16 protein-coding genes are annotated in these 15,633 nt (G+C 71.8%); 10 read left to right on the forward strand and 6 right to left on the reverse strand.

Annotated features, from left to right (window positions below; all coding sequences use genetic code 11):
• Positions 1-40: 40 nt before the first annotated feature.
• Both ACZ6JT_RS16035 and ACZ6JT_RS16040 read right to left on the reverse strand, forming a co-directional pair.
• The gene (locus ACZ6JT_RS16035) at positions 41-1,093 is read right to left on the reverse strand and encodes a family 2 encapsulin nanocompartment cargo protein polyprenyl transferase (protein ID WP_469210720.1); all 1,053 of its coding nucleotides are present in this window, start codon (positions 1,091-1,093) and stop codon (positions 41-43) included.
• Positions 1,090-2,496 (reverse strand): family 2B encapsulin nanocompartment shell protein, encoded by a 1,407-nt coding sequence (locus ACZ6JT_RS16040; RefSeq protein ID WP_469210280.1) that lies wholly within the window; start codon positions 2,494-2,496, stop codon positions 1,090-1,092. The genes ACZ6JT_RS16035 and ACZ6JT_RS16040 overlap by 4 nt, the downstream gene beginning before the upstream one ends.
• 239 nt (positions 2,497-2,735) lie before the next feature.
• Between ACZ6JT_RS16040 and ACZ6JT_RS16045 the strand changes: the two genes are divergently transcribed.
• The 4 genes from ACZ6JT_RS16045 to ACZ6JT_RS16060 all read left to right on the forward strand — a co-directional run bounded on the left by ACZ6JT_RS16045 (position 2,736) and on the right by ACZ6JT_RS16060 (position 6,348).
• A complete protein-coding gene (locus tag ACZ6JT_RS16045) occupies positions 2,736-3,191 on the forward strand; it encodes an RrF2 family transcriptional regulator (protein WP_469210282.1) in 456 nt (151 codons plus the stop codon).
• A gap of 196 nt (positions 3,192-3,387) precedes the next feature.
• On the forward strand, positions 3,388-4,584 hold the full coding sequence (locus tag ACZ6JT_RS16050) for a globin domain-containing protein (protein ID WP_469210284.1): 1,197 nt from the start codon (positions 3,388-3,390) through the stop codon (positions 4,582-4,584).
• Between the two features lie 128 nt (positions 4,585-4,712).
• A complete protein-coding gene (locus ACZ6JT_RS16055) occupies positions 4,713-5,303 on the forward strand; it encodes an N-acetylmuramoyl-L-alanine amidase (protein ID WP_469210286.1) in 591 nt (196 codons plus the stop codon).
• A gap of 136 nt (positions 5,304-5,439) precedes the next feature.
• Positions 5,440-6,348: a 1-aminocyclopropane-1-carboxylate deaminase/D-cysteine desulfhydrase gene (locus ACZ6JT_RS16060; protein WP_469210288.1), complete on the forward strand. Its 909-nt coding sequence runs from the start codon at positions 5,440-5,442 to the stop codon at positions 6,346-6,348.
• Between the two features lie 79 nt (positions 6,349-6,427).
• Here ACZ6JT_RS16060 and ACZ6JT_RS16065 read toward each other — a convergent pair whose 3' ends face one another.
• Positions 6,428-8,008, reverse strand: coding sequence for a Na+/H+ antiporter (locus tag ACZ6JT_RS16065; protein ID WP_469210290.1), 1,581 nt, complete (start codon positions 8,006-8,008; stop codon positions 6,428-6,430).
• Positions 8,009-8,063: 55 nt separating this feature from the next.
• On the opposite strand from ACZ6JT_RS16065, the gene ACZ6JT_RS16070 reads away from it, so the two are divergent.
• From ACZ6JT_RS16070 to ACZ6JT_RS16080, 3 genes are all read left to right on the forward strand, one after another.
• On the forward strand, positions 8,064-8,324 hold the full coding sequence (locus ACZ6JT_RS16070) for a UBP-type zinc finger domain-containing protein (RefSeq protein ID WP_469210292.1): 261 nt from the start codon (positions 8,064-8,066) through the stop codon (positions 8,322-8,324).
• A 203-nt stretch (positions 8,325-8,527) separates the two neighbouring features.
• On the forward strand, positions 8,528-8,941 hold the full coding sequence (locus ACZ6JT_RS16075; RefSeq protein WP_030012703.1) for an ATP-binding protein: 414 nt from the start codon (positions 8,528-8,530) through the stop codon (positions 8,939-8,941).
• Between the two features lie 11 nt (positions 8,942-8,952).
• The gene (locus tag ACZ6JT_RS16080; protein ID WP_385816920.1) at positions 8,953-9,951 is read left to right on the forward strand and encodes an RNA polymerase sigma factor SigF; all 999 of its coding nucleotides are present in this window, start codon (positions 8,953-8,955) and stop codon (positions 9,949-9,951) included.
• Positions 9,952-9,972: 21 nt separating this feature from the next.
• On the opposite strand, the gene ACZ6JT_RS16085 is transcribed toward ACZ6JT_RS16080, so the two are convergent.
• Positions 9,973-10,422: a hypothetical protein gene (locus ACZ6JT_RS16085; protein ID WP_469210295.1), complete on the reverse strand. Its 450-nt coding sequence runs from the start codon at positions 10,420-10,422 to the stop codon at positions 9,973-9,975.
• Between the two features lie 84 nt (positions 10,423-10,506).
• On the opposite strand from ACZ6JT_RS16085, the gene ACZ6JT_RS16090 reads away from it, so the two are divergent.
• Positions 10,507-11,472, forward strand: coding sequence for a diacylglycerol/lipid kinase family protein (locus tag ACZ6JT_RS16090; RefSeq protein ID WP_469210297.1), 966 nt, complete (start codon positions 10,507-10,509; stop codon positions 11,470-11,472).
• A gap of 324 nt (positions 11,473-11,796) precedes the next feature.
• Positions 11,797-12,054, forward strand: a complete 258-nt coding sequence (locus ACZ6JT_RS16095; protein WP_003953983.1) for a WhiB family transcriptional regulator — start codon at positions 11,797-11,799, stop codon at positions 12,052-12,054.
• Between the two features lie 180 nt (positions 12,055-12,234).
• Here ACZ6JT_RS16095 and ACZ6JT_RS16100 read toward each other — a convergent pair whose 3' ends face one another.
• The gene (locus ACZ6JT_RS16100; protein ID WP_469210722.1) at positions 12,235-13,704 is read right to left on the reverse strand and encodes a sensor histidine kinase; all 1,470 of its coding nucleotides are present in this window, start codon (positions 13,702-13,704) and stop codon (positions 12,235-12,237) included.
• A gap of 363 nt (positions 13,705-14,067) precedes the next feature.
• Positions 14,068-14,664 (reverse strand): TetR/AcrR family transcriptional regulator, encoded by a 597-nt coding sequence (locus ACZ6JT_RS16105; RefSeq protein ID WP_469210299.1) that lies wholly within the window; start codon positions 14,662-14,664, stop codon positions 14,068-14,070.
• A gap of 84 nt (positions 14,665-14,748) precedes the next feature.
• Here ACZ6JT_RS16105 and ACZ6JT_RS16110 point away from each other — a divergent pair, with 84 nt between their 5' ends.
• Entirely contained in the window at positions 14,749-15,510 is a 762-nt protein-coding gene (locus ACZ6JT_RS16110) for an SDR family oxidoreductase (protein ID WP_469210301.1), read from the forward strand.
• Positions 15,511-15,633 lie beyond the last annotated feature (123 nt).

Here is a 15,633-nt window from a genome sequence, read left to right on the forward strand (position 1 = left end):
CCGGCACCGTGCCGTGCCGGAACAGGCCTCGGTCGCGCCCTCACCGCGTGCGGCGCGTCACGAACTCCGCGAGCGCCAGCAGCCCGCCCGCCGCCGCGAGGTCCGGCACGGCGCGCGACAGCTGCTGGACCGCCCGCCCCATCCGGTCCGCGGCATGGGCCTGGGCCCAGTCGCGCCCGCCCGCCCGGTCCACCGCGTCCGCCGCGGCGCGTACGTCGTCCCCGTCCATGGGGCCCGCGTACAGCGTCGCCAGTTCCTCCCCCGCCGCGGTGCCGGAAGTGAGGGCGGCCACGACCGGGAGGGACTTCTTGCGGGCGATCAGGTCGGCCCCCGCGGGCTTGCCGGTGTGGCCCGGATCCCCCCAGATGCCGATCAGGTCGTCGATCAGCTGGAAGGCCAGCCCGGCCTCCCGTCCGAAGGCGTCCATGGCGTCGACCTCGTCCGGCCCGGCGCCGGCGTACAGCGCGCCGAGCGCGCACGCGCAGCCCAGCAGGGCGCCGGTCTTGGCCGTCGCCATGGTCAGGCACTCGTCGAGGGAGACGTCCGGCCGCTGCTCGAAGGCACAGTCGGCCTGCTGGCCGGCGCACAGCTCGATGACGCACGCGGCGAGCCGGGAGGAGGCCGCCGCGGCGGCCGGATGCGGATCCTCCGCGAGCAGCCGCAGCGCGAGCGCCATCATGGCGTCGCCCGTGATGACCGCGTCCGGTGTCCCGAAGACGGTCCAGGCGGTGGCGCGGCCGCGCCGCCGGACGTCCTTGTCGATGACGTCGTCGTGCAGCAGCGTGAAGTTGTGCGCCAGCTCCACGGCCACCGCGGCCCGTACGGCCTCGTCGTCCCGCCCCGTCCCCGGCCCCGCGAGCGCCTGGGCCGCGGCGAGGACCAGGGCCGGCCGGATGGCCTTGCCGGCGTTGCCCGCGGCCGGGGTGCCGTCCTCGTGCTCCCAGCCGAAGTGGTACATCGCCACGCGGCGCATCCCACCGGGCAGGCTCTCGACGGTCCGGCGCAGCTCCGGGTTGACCGTGCGCCTCGTCCGCTCCAGGAGGGCGGCGGCCTCCTGGCCCTCACCGGTCGCGGTGGCGTTCACCGTACTCAGCGCCAGCGGCCGATCTCGACGTTCTCCAGCACGCCGAGCGCGTCCGGCACCAGCACGGCGGCGGAGAAGTAGGCGGTGACCAGGTACGAGATGATCGCCTGCTCGCTGATCCCCATGAAGCGGACCGACAGGCTCGGCTCGATCTCGTCCGGGATGCCCGGCTGGTGCAGGCCGATGACGCCCTGCTCGTCCTCGCCGGTGCGCATGCACAGGATGGACGTCGTCCGGGCGTCGCTGATCGGGATCTTGTTGCTGGGGAAGATCGGCACGCCGCGCCAGGACGGCACCCGGTTGCCGTCGATCTCCACCGACTCCGGGTAGAGCCCGCGCTTGTTGCACTCGCGGCCGAACGCGGCGATCGCCTTGGGGTGGGCCAGGAAGAACTTGGAGCCGCGCCGCATGCTCAGCAGCTGGTCCATGTCGTCCGGGCTGGGCGCGCCGTCGTGCGGCTGGATGCGCTGGTCGTAGTCGGCGTTGTGGAGCAGGCCGAAGTCGCGGTTGTTGAGCATCTCGTGCTCCTGGCGCTCGCGCAGCGCCTCGACCGTGAGCCGCAACTGCTGCTCGGTCTGGTTCATCGGGTGGTTGTAGAGGTCCGCGACGCGGCTGTGCACCCGCAGGACCGTTTGTGCGATGGACAGTTCGTACTCGCGCGGGCGCGCCTCGTAGTCCACGAAGGTGCCGGGGAGGACGGCCTCGCCCTGGTGGCCGGCGGAGAGGTCGATCGCGGCCTCGCCGTACTTGTTGGTGCGCTGAGCGGGCAGCGTCCGTACGTTGTCCAGGTGCGCGCGCAGCGAGTCGACGCGGTCGGCGAGGAGCTGGAAGTCCTGGCGGGTCAGGACCAGCGCGGTGCCGGCGGTGGCGGCGCGGGCCGTGTACTCCCAAATCGATTCTTCATCGACCAGGGCGTCCTCGCCGAAGTAGGCGCCGTCGGCCACGGTCTGCAGGACGGCGTCGTCCCCGTACGGGCCCGGGCCGATCTGGTCGACGCGGCCGTGGGCGAGCAGGAACACCTGGTCGGCGGGGCTGCCGAAGGCGGTCAGCTCCTGGCCGGGCTCGAAGTCGATCTGCCGGCAGCGCTGGGCCAGTTCACCGAGGACGTCGAGGTCCTCGTAGTCGCGCAGCAGCGGGAGCTCGCCCAGCTCGGCGGGGATCACCTGGACCTGGGTGCCGGTCTTGATGAACTCGACGACGCCGTTGCCGACCGAGTAGCTCAGCCGGCGGTTCACGCGGTACGTGCCGCCCTGTACCGAGACCCACGGCAGCATCTTCAGGAGCCACCGGGAGGTGATCTCCTGCATCTGCGGTGCGGACTTGGTCGTGGTGGCCAAGTTCCGCGCGGCCGTCGTCCCGAGACTGCGCTGTGGTGCCTGGGCCTCGGGTTCGGAACCCGCCTGGACCGACATGTGTTTCCCTTTCGATCACTCCATGGATCTGCGGGATCAGCCTTTCAGTACAGAACGTGATGGGACCATTACACAAAAGGGTGGGACTACTCCGTCCGGGGGCGGGGCACCCTTTCGGGCCTCCCTCCTCCCTCAGGCATCTCGGGCGCCCCTCGCACCCCATCGTTTTCGGCCAGGCCGCCCCGCACCTGCGCCCCGTTAACTTGCAGTGAAGATGCAACTTTTCCTACGGTGACCCCATGCGGCTGACCCGATTCACCGACCTGGCCCTGCGCGTCCTGATGCGCCTGGCGGTCGAGGAGAGCGAGCTCCCGACCACCCGCGACGTGGCGGCGACCATGGAGGTCCCGTACACCCACACGGCCAAGGTGGTCGCCAGGCTGCAGCACCTCGGGCTGGTCGAGGCACGGCGCGGCCGCGGCGGCGGGCTCGCCCTGACCTCCGCGGGCCGGGCCGCCTCGGTGGGCGGGGTGGTGCGCGAGCTGGAGGGCGCGGGCGACGTGGTGGACTGCGACGGCACCACGCCCTGCCCGCTGCGCGGCGCCTGCCTGCTGCGCGGGGCCCTGCGCAGGGCCCAGGAGGCCTTCTTCGCCGCACTGGAGCCGCTGACGGTGAACGACCTGGTGGCGGCTCCCACGGGACCGCTCCTGCTGGGCATTTCCGGCCGGGCCCCGACAGGGGCCGACGGACCCTGACCACCCCGGCCGGATGGCCGGTTCCCACCGCCCGGCGACCCGCGAGGCCCGGCCCCACCAGGACCTCGAACAGAAGTCCGTACGGTCTCACGCCACCTCCGGCCGCACTTTTCCGCGACCATAAATGCGCATCTCAGATGCCAATTCACACCGGCACGAACAACAGCACGAGCAAGAGCGCACGCGAGGAGCCACGATGCTTTCCGAGAAGTCGACCGCGACCGTACGAGCCACCCTGCCCGCCGTGGGAGCGGCGATAGGCGAGATCACCGAGCGCTTCTACACCAAGCTCTTCGCGGCGCACCCCGAGCTGATCCGCGACCTCTTCAACCGGGGCAACCAGAACGCCGGCCTCCAGAAGCAGGCGCTCGCCGGATCCGTCGCCGCCTTCGCGGTCCACCTCGTGGAGCACCCGGACACCCGCCCCGACGTGATGCTCGGCCGCATCGCCCACAAGCACGCCAGCCTCGGCGTCACCCGGGAGCAGTACGCGGTCGTCCACGAGCACCTCTTCGCGGCCATCGCGGAGATCCTCGGCGAGGCCGTCACCCCCGAGGTGGCCGAAGCCTGGGACGAGGTCTACTGGCTGATGGCGGGCGCCCTCGTCGCCATCGAGGAGCGCCTGTACGCCGAGCGGCAGGTCGCCGCCGGGGACGTGTGGCGCGAGTGGACCGTCACCGGCCGGACCGAGGAGACGGCCGACTGCGTCACCTTCCGGCTGGCCCCCGCGGACGGTGCCCCGGCCCCCGCGTTCAAGCCGGGCCAGTACGTCTCGGTCCAGGTCGAACTCCCGGACGGCGCCCGCCAGATCCGCCAGTACAGCCTGTCCTCCTCACCCGGCTCCCCGGTCCGCGCGATCACCGTCAAGCGGGTCCACGGCCCGGCCGCCGGGGGCCCCGACGGCGAGGTGTCCCACCACCTGCACGCCCGCGTCCGCACCGGTGACACCCTGCGCGTCTCGGCCCCGTACGGCGACCTGGTCCTGCGGGACTCCACGGCCCCGGTCCTGCTCGCCTCGGCCGGGATCGGCTGCACCCCGATGCTCTCGATGCTGGAGCACCTGGCCGACACCGGGCACGGCGCCCCGGTGACGGTGCTGCACGCCGACCGCTCCCCCGCCGACCACCCGCTGCGCGCCGACCACCGGGCCCTGACGCACAAGCTGGCCGAGGCCTCCGCCCGGTTCTGGTACGAGGAGGCGGCGGAGCCCGGCGACGGCGAGGGCCTCATGGACCTCTCGGCCGTCCCCGTCACCCCCGGCACCCACGCCTACCTGTGCGGGCCGCTGCCCTTCATGCGGGCCGTGCGCGAGCAGCTGATCGCGAAGGGCGTGCCGGCCCGCGACATCCACTACGAGGTGTTCGGCCCGGATCTCTGGCTCGCTTCCGCATGAGCCGTGGCCGGATCGGCTCGCTCGCCGTACGAAAACACTAGCCGCGGAAGGGTCGCCTCCACTAAACCGTAGCGTGATGGGACGAATACACAGGGTGTCCGTCCCGCACCGCAACGAAGGAGGCGGCCATGGCCGCACCCATGTCCGCGGACCGGTTCATCAACGCACTCCGGCACGAGGGTCTGACCGTCGTCGAGGTCGGCGCCTGGCGCACCCACAACCGCAACCACAAGGGCCCGTGGGGCCCGGTGCACGGGGTGATGATCCACCACACCGTCACCCGCGGCACCCCGTACACCGTCCAGCTCTGCCGGGAGGGCCACAGCGCCCTGCCGGGCCCCCTCTGCCACGGCGTGATCGCCAAGGACGGCCGGGTCCACCTGGTCGGCTACGGCCGCGCCAACCACGCCGGCCTCGGCGACTCCGACGTCCTCGCGGCGGTGATCGCGGAGAAGCGGCTCCCGCCGGACCACCACGCCAACACCGACGGAAACCGCCACTTCTACGGCTTCGAGTGCGAGAACCTCGGCGACGGCGAGGACCCCTGGCCCGCGGTCCAGCTCGACGCCATCACCCGCGCGGCGGCGGCCCTGTGCCGGGTCCACGCCTGGACCGCCCGCTCGGTGATCGGCCACCTCGAATGGCAGCCGGGCAAGGTCGACCCCCGGGGCTTCACGATGGCCTCGCTGCGCGAACGCATCGGCGACCGCCTGAAATAGCCCGACGGGTCCGGCCGCCGGATGCCGGCAAGGCCCTCGCACGACGAACAGGAAGGGCCGCGCTCACACGCCCCGCACCGTGTGGGCGGGGCTCTGACGTGCGACGGCACGGGCAGGAGCGCCCCACAATGGACGGGTGAACCGCCCCGCGAACGTTGACGTGCTCTTGCAGCCGCGCCCGCCGTCCCCGTTGCAGGAGATCCGTGACGACAGGTTCGAGCGGCACGGCGTCCGCCTGCTGTTGAAGCGGGACGACCTCGTCCATCCGGAGCTGCCGGGCAACAAGTGGCGCAAGCTCGCGCCGAACCTGCGGGCCGCCGTGGAGGCGGGGCACGACACGCTGGTCACCTTCGGCGGGGCGTACTCCAACCACCTGCGGGCCACCGCGGCCGCCGGGCGGCTGCTGGGTCTGCGGACCGTCGGCATCGTGCGCGGCGACGAGCTCGCCGGGCGGCCGCTGAACGACTCCCTCGCCCGCTGCGCCGCCGACGGCATGCGGCTGCACTTCGTCTCCCGTGCGGAGTACCGCCGCAAGGCGGAGCCGCTGGCACTGGCGCGGCTGGTGGACGGGGCGGGCGCGGCCGGTGCGTACGTGGTCCCCGAGGGCGGCAGCAACGCCCTCGCCCTGCACGGCTGCGCCGGGCTCGGCCGCGAGCTGCGGGGCGCGGCCGGCGTGGTGGCCGTGGCCTGCGGCACCGGCGGGACGCTGGCGGGCCTGGCGGCCGGCCTGGCCCCGGGGCAGCGGGCGCTCGGCGTACCGGTCCTGGCGGGCGGTTTCCTGGACGCGGAGATACGTTCCCTCCAGCGGGCCGCCTTCGGTGGCCCGGCCGGCGACTGGTCCCTGGCCGAGGGGTTCCACCACGGCGGCTACGCCCGCGTCCCGGCCGCCCTGGAGGCCTTCGCCGCCGACTTCGGGTCCCGTCACGGCCTCGCGGTGGAGCGGATCTACGTGGCCAAGCTGCTCTGGGCCCTGACCGAGCTCACGGCCTCCGGCGCCTTCTCCCACGGCACGACCCTGGCCGCGGTGGTCACCGGCCGCCCGTAGCCGCCGTCCGTAGCCGCCGTCCGTAGCCGCCGCCCGCAGCCCCGGCGCCCGCACGGCGGCGAGGCCGGACCGCGGCCCGTCACGTCGCCTCGCGGTACGCCGCCGCCTCCTCCAGGTCCAGCCGGCGCAGCAGGCCCCGCAGCATCTCGTCGTCGATCCGCCGCCGGTCCCGCAGCGCGACGAAGACCTCCCGCTCCGCCGCGATCATCTCCCGCGCGAGCCGCCGGTAGATGTCGTCCGCGGACTCCCCCGTCAGCGGGTTGACCTCGCCCAGCCGTTCCCACACCGCGTTGCGCCGCCGCTCCAGCACCGTCCGCAGCCGCTCCGCCAGCGGCGGCGGCAGGGTGCTGTTCTCCGGTTCCTCCAGCAGCTCGGCCAGCCGCTCGTCCGCCGCCCGCGAGGCCTCGCTCTGCGCCTGCGCCTCCGCGAGCGTCTCGGCCTGCACGTCCTTCGGCGGCAGCTTCAGCGCGCTGATCAGCGGCGGCAGCGTCAGCCCCTGCACCACCAGCGTCCCGATGACCGTCGTGAAGGTCAGGAAGAGGATCAGGTTCCGGTGGGGCACCGAGATCGGCACCGAGAAGGCGATGGCCAGCGAGACGACTCCGCGCATCCCGGCCCAGCCCACGATCACCGGGGCCTTCCAGTCGGTGTCCGTCTCCCTCGAGCGGATCCGCTCCGAGACCCAGCGCGGCACGAAGGTCGCCGGGAACACCCACAGGAAGCGGGCGACCACCACCACGAGGAACACGGCGATCGCGTACCAGGCCGCGTGCAGGCCCTCGTACTCGTCCAGCCCCTTCAGGACCACCGGCAGCTGGAGCCCGATCAGCGCGAAGACCACCGACTCCAGCACGAAGGCGACCACCTTCCACACCGCCTCCTCCTGGAGCCGGGTGGCGAAGTCGACCTGCCAGTTCCGGTGTCCGAGGTACAGCGCGACCACGACCACCGCCAGCACTCCGGAGGCGTGCACCCGCTCGGCCGCCGCGTAGGCCACGAAGGGGATCAGCAGGGAGAGCGTGTTCTGGAGCAGCGGCTCCTTGAGCCGTTTGCGCAGGTGGTGGATCGGCACCATCAGCACCAGGCCGACGCCCACACCGCCCACCGAGGCCAGCAGGAACTCCGCGATCCCGCCCGCCCAGCCGGCGCTCACCCCGACCGCGGCGGCCAGCGCCACCTTGTAGGCGGTGATCGCGGTGGCGTCGTTCACCAGGGACTCGCCCTGCAGGATGGTCGTCATCCGGTTCGGCAGCCCGAGCTTGCGGGCGATGGCGGTGGCGGCGACCGCGTCGGGCGGCGCGATCACCGCGCCCAGCACCAGGGCCACCGGCACGGACAGCCCCGGCACCAGCAGGTACGCCGCGTACCCGACGACGAGCGTCGCGAAGAGCACGTAGCCCACCGACAGCAGCGCGATCGGCCGGATGTTGGCCCGCAGGTCCAGGTACGAGCTGTCGACGGCGGCCGTGTAGAGAAGGGGCGGCAGCAGCAGCGGCAGGACGATGTGCGGGTCGAGGGTGTACGGGGGCACGCCCGGGAGGTACCCGGCCAGCAGGCCCACGGCGACGAGCATCAGCGGCGCGGGCACGGGCGTACGGCGGGCCAGCCCCGCCACGGCCGCGCTGCCCGCGACGAGCCCCACCAGCGGCAATACCTCCATCGAAGATCCACCCTCATCCGTCGCGTGTCCGCACCGCGGCCCTACGCTGGTCATCATGAGCGAGTGCACCCACGTTGCCGAACTGCCGCGCCCCGAGCCGGTCCCCTCTGCCCAGACCTGTGCCGAATGTCTGGCCCTCGGCAGCCATCCGGTGCAGCTGCGGATGTGTCTGGGGTGCGGGTATGTGGCCTGTTGCGACTCCTCCCCCTACCGGCACGCCACCGCACACCACCAGGAGACCGGTCATCCGGTCATGCGGAGCTTCGAACCGGGCGAGACCTGGCGATGGTGTTTTGTCGACGGTTCGATCGTCTGAGGCGGGGGTAGGTCAACCCTCCGCCGGTTCCCCCGATTTGAGCCCCGCAGACCCCTAGCCACTGTGCGTACCCATGGGCTTACCATCAGTCACTGGCCGCAGGCGGGTGTCCAAGCGGGCGCCACGAGGGGTGCCGCGACACGATCACCCGGATCGCGATAGCGTCACCGGCGAACAGAGCTCGTACCACCTTGGAGGTGAGGGTGTCCCAGATCGCAGGCGAGCCCGGGACTCAGGACTTCGTGGAAGTCCGGCTGCCCGCTGCGGGTGCCTACCTGTCGGTGTTGCGCACGGCCACGGCCGGTCTCGCAGCACGTTTGGACTTCACCCTCGACGAGATCGAGGACCTCCGCATCGCGGTGGACGAAGCCTGCGCGATCCTGCTCCAGCAGGCCGTGCCGGGCTCCGTCCTCAGTTGCGTGTTCCGGCTGATCGACGATTCGCTGGAGGTGACCGTCTCGGCGCCCACCACCGACGGACGCGCACCGGAGCGTGACACGTTCGCGTGGACGGTCCTGTCGGCACTGGCCGGCAAGGTCGAGGCCACGGTCGAGGAGAACCGGACGGTGAGCATCAGCCTCTACAAACAGCGCGGCGCGGGGCCAGGCCCGGCGTGAGCGGCGGGGAGATCCCGGTGCGGGGCGGGGATCGGCCCCGGGTACGGCACGAGGTCGACGGCGGCATCCCGGAGCAGCAGCACGCCCGGCCGCACCCGGCTGACGCGGATGCGGAAGACGGCTTTTTGGACTCGGCGGAGCGACGGGCGGGCCCTATGAGCGAGAACCAGCACGACCAACCACAGCCACCGGAGGCCGCGGCCCCCGTGGCGCCGGCGGCTCCGGTGTTCCCGGTGACCCCGGCGCTGCCGGATCCGCGCGACCGCAGTGGCGCGCGGGCCCTCTTCATCGAGCTGCGGGCGCTGCCCGACGGGTCGGCGGAGAAGGCGGAGCTGCGCAACCGGCTCGTACGGATGCACCTGCCGCTGGTCGAACACCTGGCCAGGCGTTTCCGCAACCGCGGTGAGCCGCTGGACGACCTGACCCAGGTCGCCACGATCGGCCTCATCAAATCGGTGGACCGGTTCGACCCCGACCGCGGGGTCGAGTTCTCCACGTACGCCACGCCCACGGTGGTCGGCGAGATCAAGCGCCACTTCCGTGACAAGGGCTGGGCGGTTCGGGTGCCCCGGCGGCTGCAGGAGCTGCGGCTCTCGCTGACGACGGCCACGGCCGAGCTCTCCCAGCAGCACGGCCGCTCCCCCACGGTGCACGAACTGGCCGAACGGCTGGGGATCTCCGAGGAGGAGGTGCTGGAGGGGCTGGAATCGGCCAATGCCTACAGCACGCTCTCGTTGGACGTCCCGGACACCGACGACGAGTCGCCGGCGGTCGCGGACACCCTGGGCGCGGAGGACGAGGCGCTGGAGGGCGTCGAGTACCGCGAGTCCCTCAAGCCGCTGTTGGAGGGACTGCCTCCGCGGGAGAAGCGGATTCTGCTGCTTCGCTTCTTCGGCAACATGACCCAGTCGCAGATCGCCCAGGAGGTCGGCATCTCCCAGATGCACGTCTCCCGGCTGCTGGCCCGCACCCTGGCCCAGCTCCGCGAGAAGCTGCTGGTGGAGGAGTAGGGCCAGGCGCCGGACGTCCGGCTATCGGGCCTGCTCGCCGGGCCCGATACCGAGCGCCTCGGTCGCCGTCGGGTTGACCAGGAGTGCGACGACGGCCACCGCGGCCACGGCCAGGGCCACCGCGGCGGCGATCATCGCGCCGCCGGTGCTGAAGAGGGTCCAGGCCACCGGCAGCGCCATCAGCTGGGTGATCAGCGCCGGTCCGCGGCTCCAGCGGCGGCCCAGGCGCAGCCCGCGGGCCGCGATCAGCGGCAGCGCGGCGAGGGCGAGCAGGGTGATCCCGCCCGTCTCGGCCTGCTGCGGGGAGTCGGGGTCGCCGGCGATGCCGACGAACACCATGTAGACGCCGAGGCCGGCCAGCGCCAGACCCTCCAGCGCGGTGAGCGCGGCGGCGGCGGTCAGCCGGCCGGGCAGCCCGGCGGGCGGTGCGACGGTGGGGGCGGGGGCCTGCGCAGGCTGCTTCTTACTCACTCCAGCAGGGTAGCGGCGGGCCCCGGACCCCGAGGGGGACGGGCAGTAGGGTCGGCGGGAGACGGGGTGGGTAGTCTGGCGCTCATGCGTGCACTTCTCGTGGCCAACCCAGCAGCGACGACCACCAGTGCGCGCACGCGTGACGTCCTGACCCACGCCCTGGCCAGCGAGATGAAGCTGGAGGCGGTGACCACCGAGTACCGCGGGCACGCCCGGGACCTGGGGCGCAGGGCCGCGCACGAGGGGCTCGACCTCGTCGTCGCGCTCGGCGGCGACGGCACGGTCAACGAGGTGGTCAACGGTCTCCTCCACGACGGGCCCGATCCGGACCGGCTGCCCCGGCTGGCCGTGGTGCCCGGCGGTTCCACCAATGTGTTCGCGCGCGCCCTGGGGCTGCCCAACGACGCGGTCGAGGCGACCGGCGCCCTGCTGGACGCGCTGCGCGAGCAGCGGGAGCGGACGGTCGGCCTGGGTCTGGCGGCCGGCACCCCGGGCACGGAGGACGAGTCGGTCCCGGCGCGCTGGTTCACCTTCTGCGCGGGCTTCGGCTTCGACGCGGGCGTGGTGGGGCGGGTCGAGCAGCAGCGGGAGCGCGGCAAGCGTTCGACGCACGCCCTGTATGTACGACAGCTGATGCGCCAGTTCTGGGAGGAGCCCAACCGGCGGCACGGCACGGTGACGCTGGAGCGCCCCGGCGCGGATCCGGTGACGGATCTGGTGCTGTCGATAGTGTGCAACACGTCACCTTGGACGTATCTGGGCAATCGTCCGCTTTATGCCTCTCCCGACGCGTCGTTCGATACCGCACTTGACGTATTGGCGCTCGACCGTTTGTCAACTCCGGCGGTCGCGCGCTACGCGACACAGCTCCTGACCTCCACTCCTGAGCGGGGTCCGCACGGCAAGCACGCGGTGTCTCTGCACGATCTGACCGACTTCACCTTGCATTCGAAGGTTCCCCTTCCGTTCCAGATGGACGGAGACCACCTCGGACTGCGGACCAGCGTTCGGTTCACAGGCGTACGCCGTGCACTGCGTGTGATTGTGTGAGTAGAAGGGCCAGAAGGCCTTTCACTCGAACGTTTACACGCCGGTCCACCCTCACGATGTAGGGCTGTGACCTAGTAGACACCGACGAATCAAAAAAAACTTTCCGGAAGGGGTTGTATCCCCGTCCGAGGTTTGCGAATCTCTTCATGGCGATCGGGACAGCCCGCACAACCCGGCACCCACACAGATCGCCAGAACCCCTCCACGAATCTCTGACTGATCACCCGCGTGAAACCGGGCGGTCGCCCTTCCCTCACGGGGGGATTCGTGAAAGCGTTCACATTCACAAGCAAAGTGCCCGCAATACAAGGAGATGGAGCAGCCATGGACTGGCGTCACAACGCCGTTTGCCGCGAGGAAGACCCGGAACTCTTCTTCCCCATCGGCAACACCGGTCCTGCGCTGCTGCAGATCGAGGAAGCCAAGGCCGTCTGCCGCCGTTGCCCCGTCATGGAGCAGTGCCTGCAGTGGGCGCTCGAGTCCGGTCAGGACTCCGGCGTCTGGGGCGGCCTCAGCGAGGACGAGCGCCGCGCCATGAAGCGCCGCGCCGCTCGCAACCGGGCGCGCAACGCCAGCGCCTGACAACGACTTTCGAGCCTCGACGCGCAGCGCGTAGTACCCGAACAAGCGCTCAGCAACGTGCTCTTGAGCCCCGGACCGATCACCAATCGGTCCGGGGCTCAGTGCTTTTCCGGTCACACCGAGTGATGTTCCCGCGGCGGCTCGGGCGCCACCCCAGGTGACGGAGTGTTACCGGTACGGCTACTTCTGCGGGCTCGACGGCAGGTCGAGGACGACCTTGGTGCCGCGCGGCTGCGCCGGGACCATGTCGAACGTTCCGCCGAGCTCGCCCTCCACGAGGGTGCGTACGATCTGCAGCCCGAGGTTGCCGGCCCGCTGGGGATCGAACCCCTCGGGCAGACCGCTGCCGTCGTCGAGCACGGTGATCAGCAGCCGCCCGTCGGTGCGGCCGGTGCCGGTGCGGGTGGCGGCCACCTCCACGGTCCCCCGCTCGCCCTGGGTGAAGGCGTGCTCCAGGGCGTTCTGCAGGATCTCGGTCAGCACCATCGACAGCGGGGTCGCGACCTCCGCGTCCAGGATCCCGAAGCGGCCGGTGCGCCGGCAGTCGACCTTGCCCGGCGAGATCTCCGAGACCATCGCGATCACGCGGTCGGCGATCTCGTCGAACTCGACCCGCTCGTCGAGGTTCTGAGACAGCGTCTCGTGCACGATCGCGATCGAACCGACGCGGCGGACGGCCTCGTTGAGCGCCTCGCGGCCCTGTGGAGAATCCATTCGGCGGGCCTGGAGCCGCAGGAGCGCGGCCACCGTCTGGAGGTTGTTCTTCACCCGGTGGTGGATCTCCCGGATGGTCGCGTCCTTGGTGATGAGTTCACGTTCGCGACGGCGCAGTTCGGTGACGTCGCGGCAGAGCACCAGGGAGCCGATCCGCGTCCCCTTCGGCTTGAGGGGGATCGCGCGCAGCTGGATGACCCCGCCGTTCCCCTCGATCTCGGTCTCCCTGGGGGCCCAGCCGCTGGCGAGTTTGACCAGGGCCTCGTCCACCGGGCCGCGGGAGGGGGCGAGTTCGGCGGTGGTGTTGCCCAGGTGCTGCCCGACCAGGTCGGAGGCGAGGCCGAGCCGGTGGTAGGCGGAGAGCGCGTTCGGCGACGCGTAGGTGACCACGCCGTCGGCGTCGAGCCGGATCAGGCCGTCCCCGACGCGCGGGGAGGCGTCCATGTCGACCTGCTGGCCGGGGAACGGGAAGGAGCCCGCGGCGATCATCTGGGCCAGGTCGGAGGCGGACTGGAGGTAAGTCAGCTCCAGCCGGCTCGGTGTACGCACGGTGAGCAGGTTGGTGTTGCGGGCGATCACTCCCAGTACCCGTCCCTCGCGGCGGACGGGGATCGACTCGACGCGGACCGGCACCTCCTCGCGCCACTCCGGGTCGCCCTCGCGCACGATCCGGCCCTCGTCGAGCGCCGCGTCCAGGAGCGGGCGGCGGCCGCGCGGGACGAGGTGGCCGACCATGTCGTCCTGGTACGAGGTGGGCCCGGTGTTCGGGCGCATCTGGGCGACGGAGACGTACCGCGTGCCGTCGAGGGTGGGCACCCACAGCACGAGGTCGGCGAAGGACAGGTCGGAGAGCAGTTGCCACTCCGAGACCAGCAGGTGGAGCCACTCCAGGTCGGTTTCACCGAGAGCGGTGTGCTGGCGTACGAGGTCGTTCATGGAGGGCACGTTGCGAGCGTACCCCGGGTACGCGTGATGACTTTCCCCACGGCGGTACTCAGGAGTATCCAGGAGGGCCACAGGCCGCGTACTGTTGGAGGAAGCGACGGGTTTCCACGTCCCGTCATTGGATGGACAGAACAGAATGGTCTAGTCCACAATTGACTAAGCTTCCGTCCTCCCCGCACAGGAGGACGGATCGAGGTAAGCCGCGCGCTCTGCCCTGACCGCGCAGGCACCTCCCACCGGCCGTCGGGAACCGCACACCTGTCGGCCGTTAGTACTCCGGGCTACGGTGCCGGACGGGTTGAGGGTCCCGTCCTGCACCGTGGCCCAGAGGAATTTCGGGGCCTTTTCCGGGCCCTACGCCGGCGGCCAGGCCAGCAGGGCCCGCGCCGCGACCGCCTCCAGCTCCTCCCGGCCCGCCCCGTCGCGCGCCTGCTGGGACATCCCCTGGAGCACCGCCCCGGCGTACCGGGCCAGCGCCCGCGCGTCCGTGTCCGCGGGCAGCTCACCGGTGGCCATGTCGGCGCGGATCCGGCTCTCGAACATCTCCAGGTTGGCGTTGCGCCGCTCGCGCAGGGCGGCCGCCACCTCGTCCGAGGTGGTGTTGATCGCGGCGCTGATCACCAGGCAGCCGCGCGGGTGGGCCGGGTCGGTGTACACCCCGGCCGCCTCGCGCAGGATGCGCTCGACGGCGGCCCGGGCGGTGGGCTCCTCGGCCAGCGCCACGCCCGCGAAGTCCCCGTAGCGGCCGCCGTACACGGTCACGACCTCTTCGAAGAGCCTGCGCTTGTCGCCGAAGGCCGCGTAGAGGCTGGGTGCGCTGATGCCGAGCAGGGCGGTCAGGTCGGAGATGGAGGTCGCCTCGTAACCGCGCTCCCAGAAGGCGGTCATCGCCTTGTCGAGGGCGGCGTCGCGGTCGAAGGAACGGGGTCTGCCGCGCTGTCCGGTCACCATGGCCGCATTCTATAGCGGGCGCTAGGGAATCTGGTACGGTCCCTTTCTGTAGCGACCACTATCGATTACGGAGGGGGGCGCGTCATGGGCGTGCTCAAGGGGAAGACGGCGCTGGTCACGGGCGGCAGCCGGGGCATCGGGCGGGCCGTGGCCGAGCGGCTGGCCAGGGACGGGGCGCTGGTGGCGGTGCACTACGGGCGCGACGAGGCGGCGGCGCGGGAGACGGTGGCGGGCATCGAGGCGGCCGGCGGGCGCGCCTTCGCCATCGGGGCCGAGCTCGGGGTCCCCGGGGACGCACGGGCGCTCTGGGCGGCGTACGAGGCCCATCCCGCGCACACCGAGGGCGTGGACGTCCTGGTCAACAACGCGGGGGCGGCGACCTTCGCGGGGATCGAGGGGACGGACGAGGAGACGTACGACCGGGCGCACGCCCTCAACGCCAAGGCGCCCTTCTTCGTGATCAAGTACGGGCTGGCGCGGCTGCGGGACGGGGGCCGGATCGTGAACGTGACCGGCACGCCGGAGATCGCCCTGCCGGCCATCCTGGCGACGGTCATGGCGAAGGGCGCGGCGAACGCGATGACCCGCTCCCTCGCCGCCGAGCTGGCCCCGCGCGGGATCACCGTGAACTCGGTGGGGCCCGGGATCACCGAGACGGACCTGAACGCGGGCCTGCTCGCGGACGCGGGGACCCGGGCCCACCTGGCGGCCCGCTCGGTCTTCCACCGGGTGGGCACGGCGCAGGAGGTCGCGGACGTGGTGGCGTTCCTGGCCTCGGCGGACTCCCGCTGGGTCACGGGCCAGCACCTGGACGCGACGGGCGGGCTCCAACTCTCGCTGATGTAGGGAGCCGGGGGCTTCTCGCCGACGGGCCCGGGGCCCGGATCCGGATGACGATGGATACGGCGAGACCCCCGCCACGGGCGTCGGCCTCTGCTAGATTGGTCTATACCACACCACCACTCCAGA

Source organism: Streptomyces sp. NPDC046308, assembly GCF_055588065.1.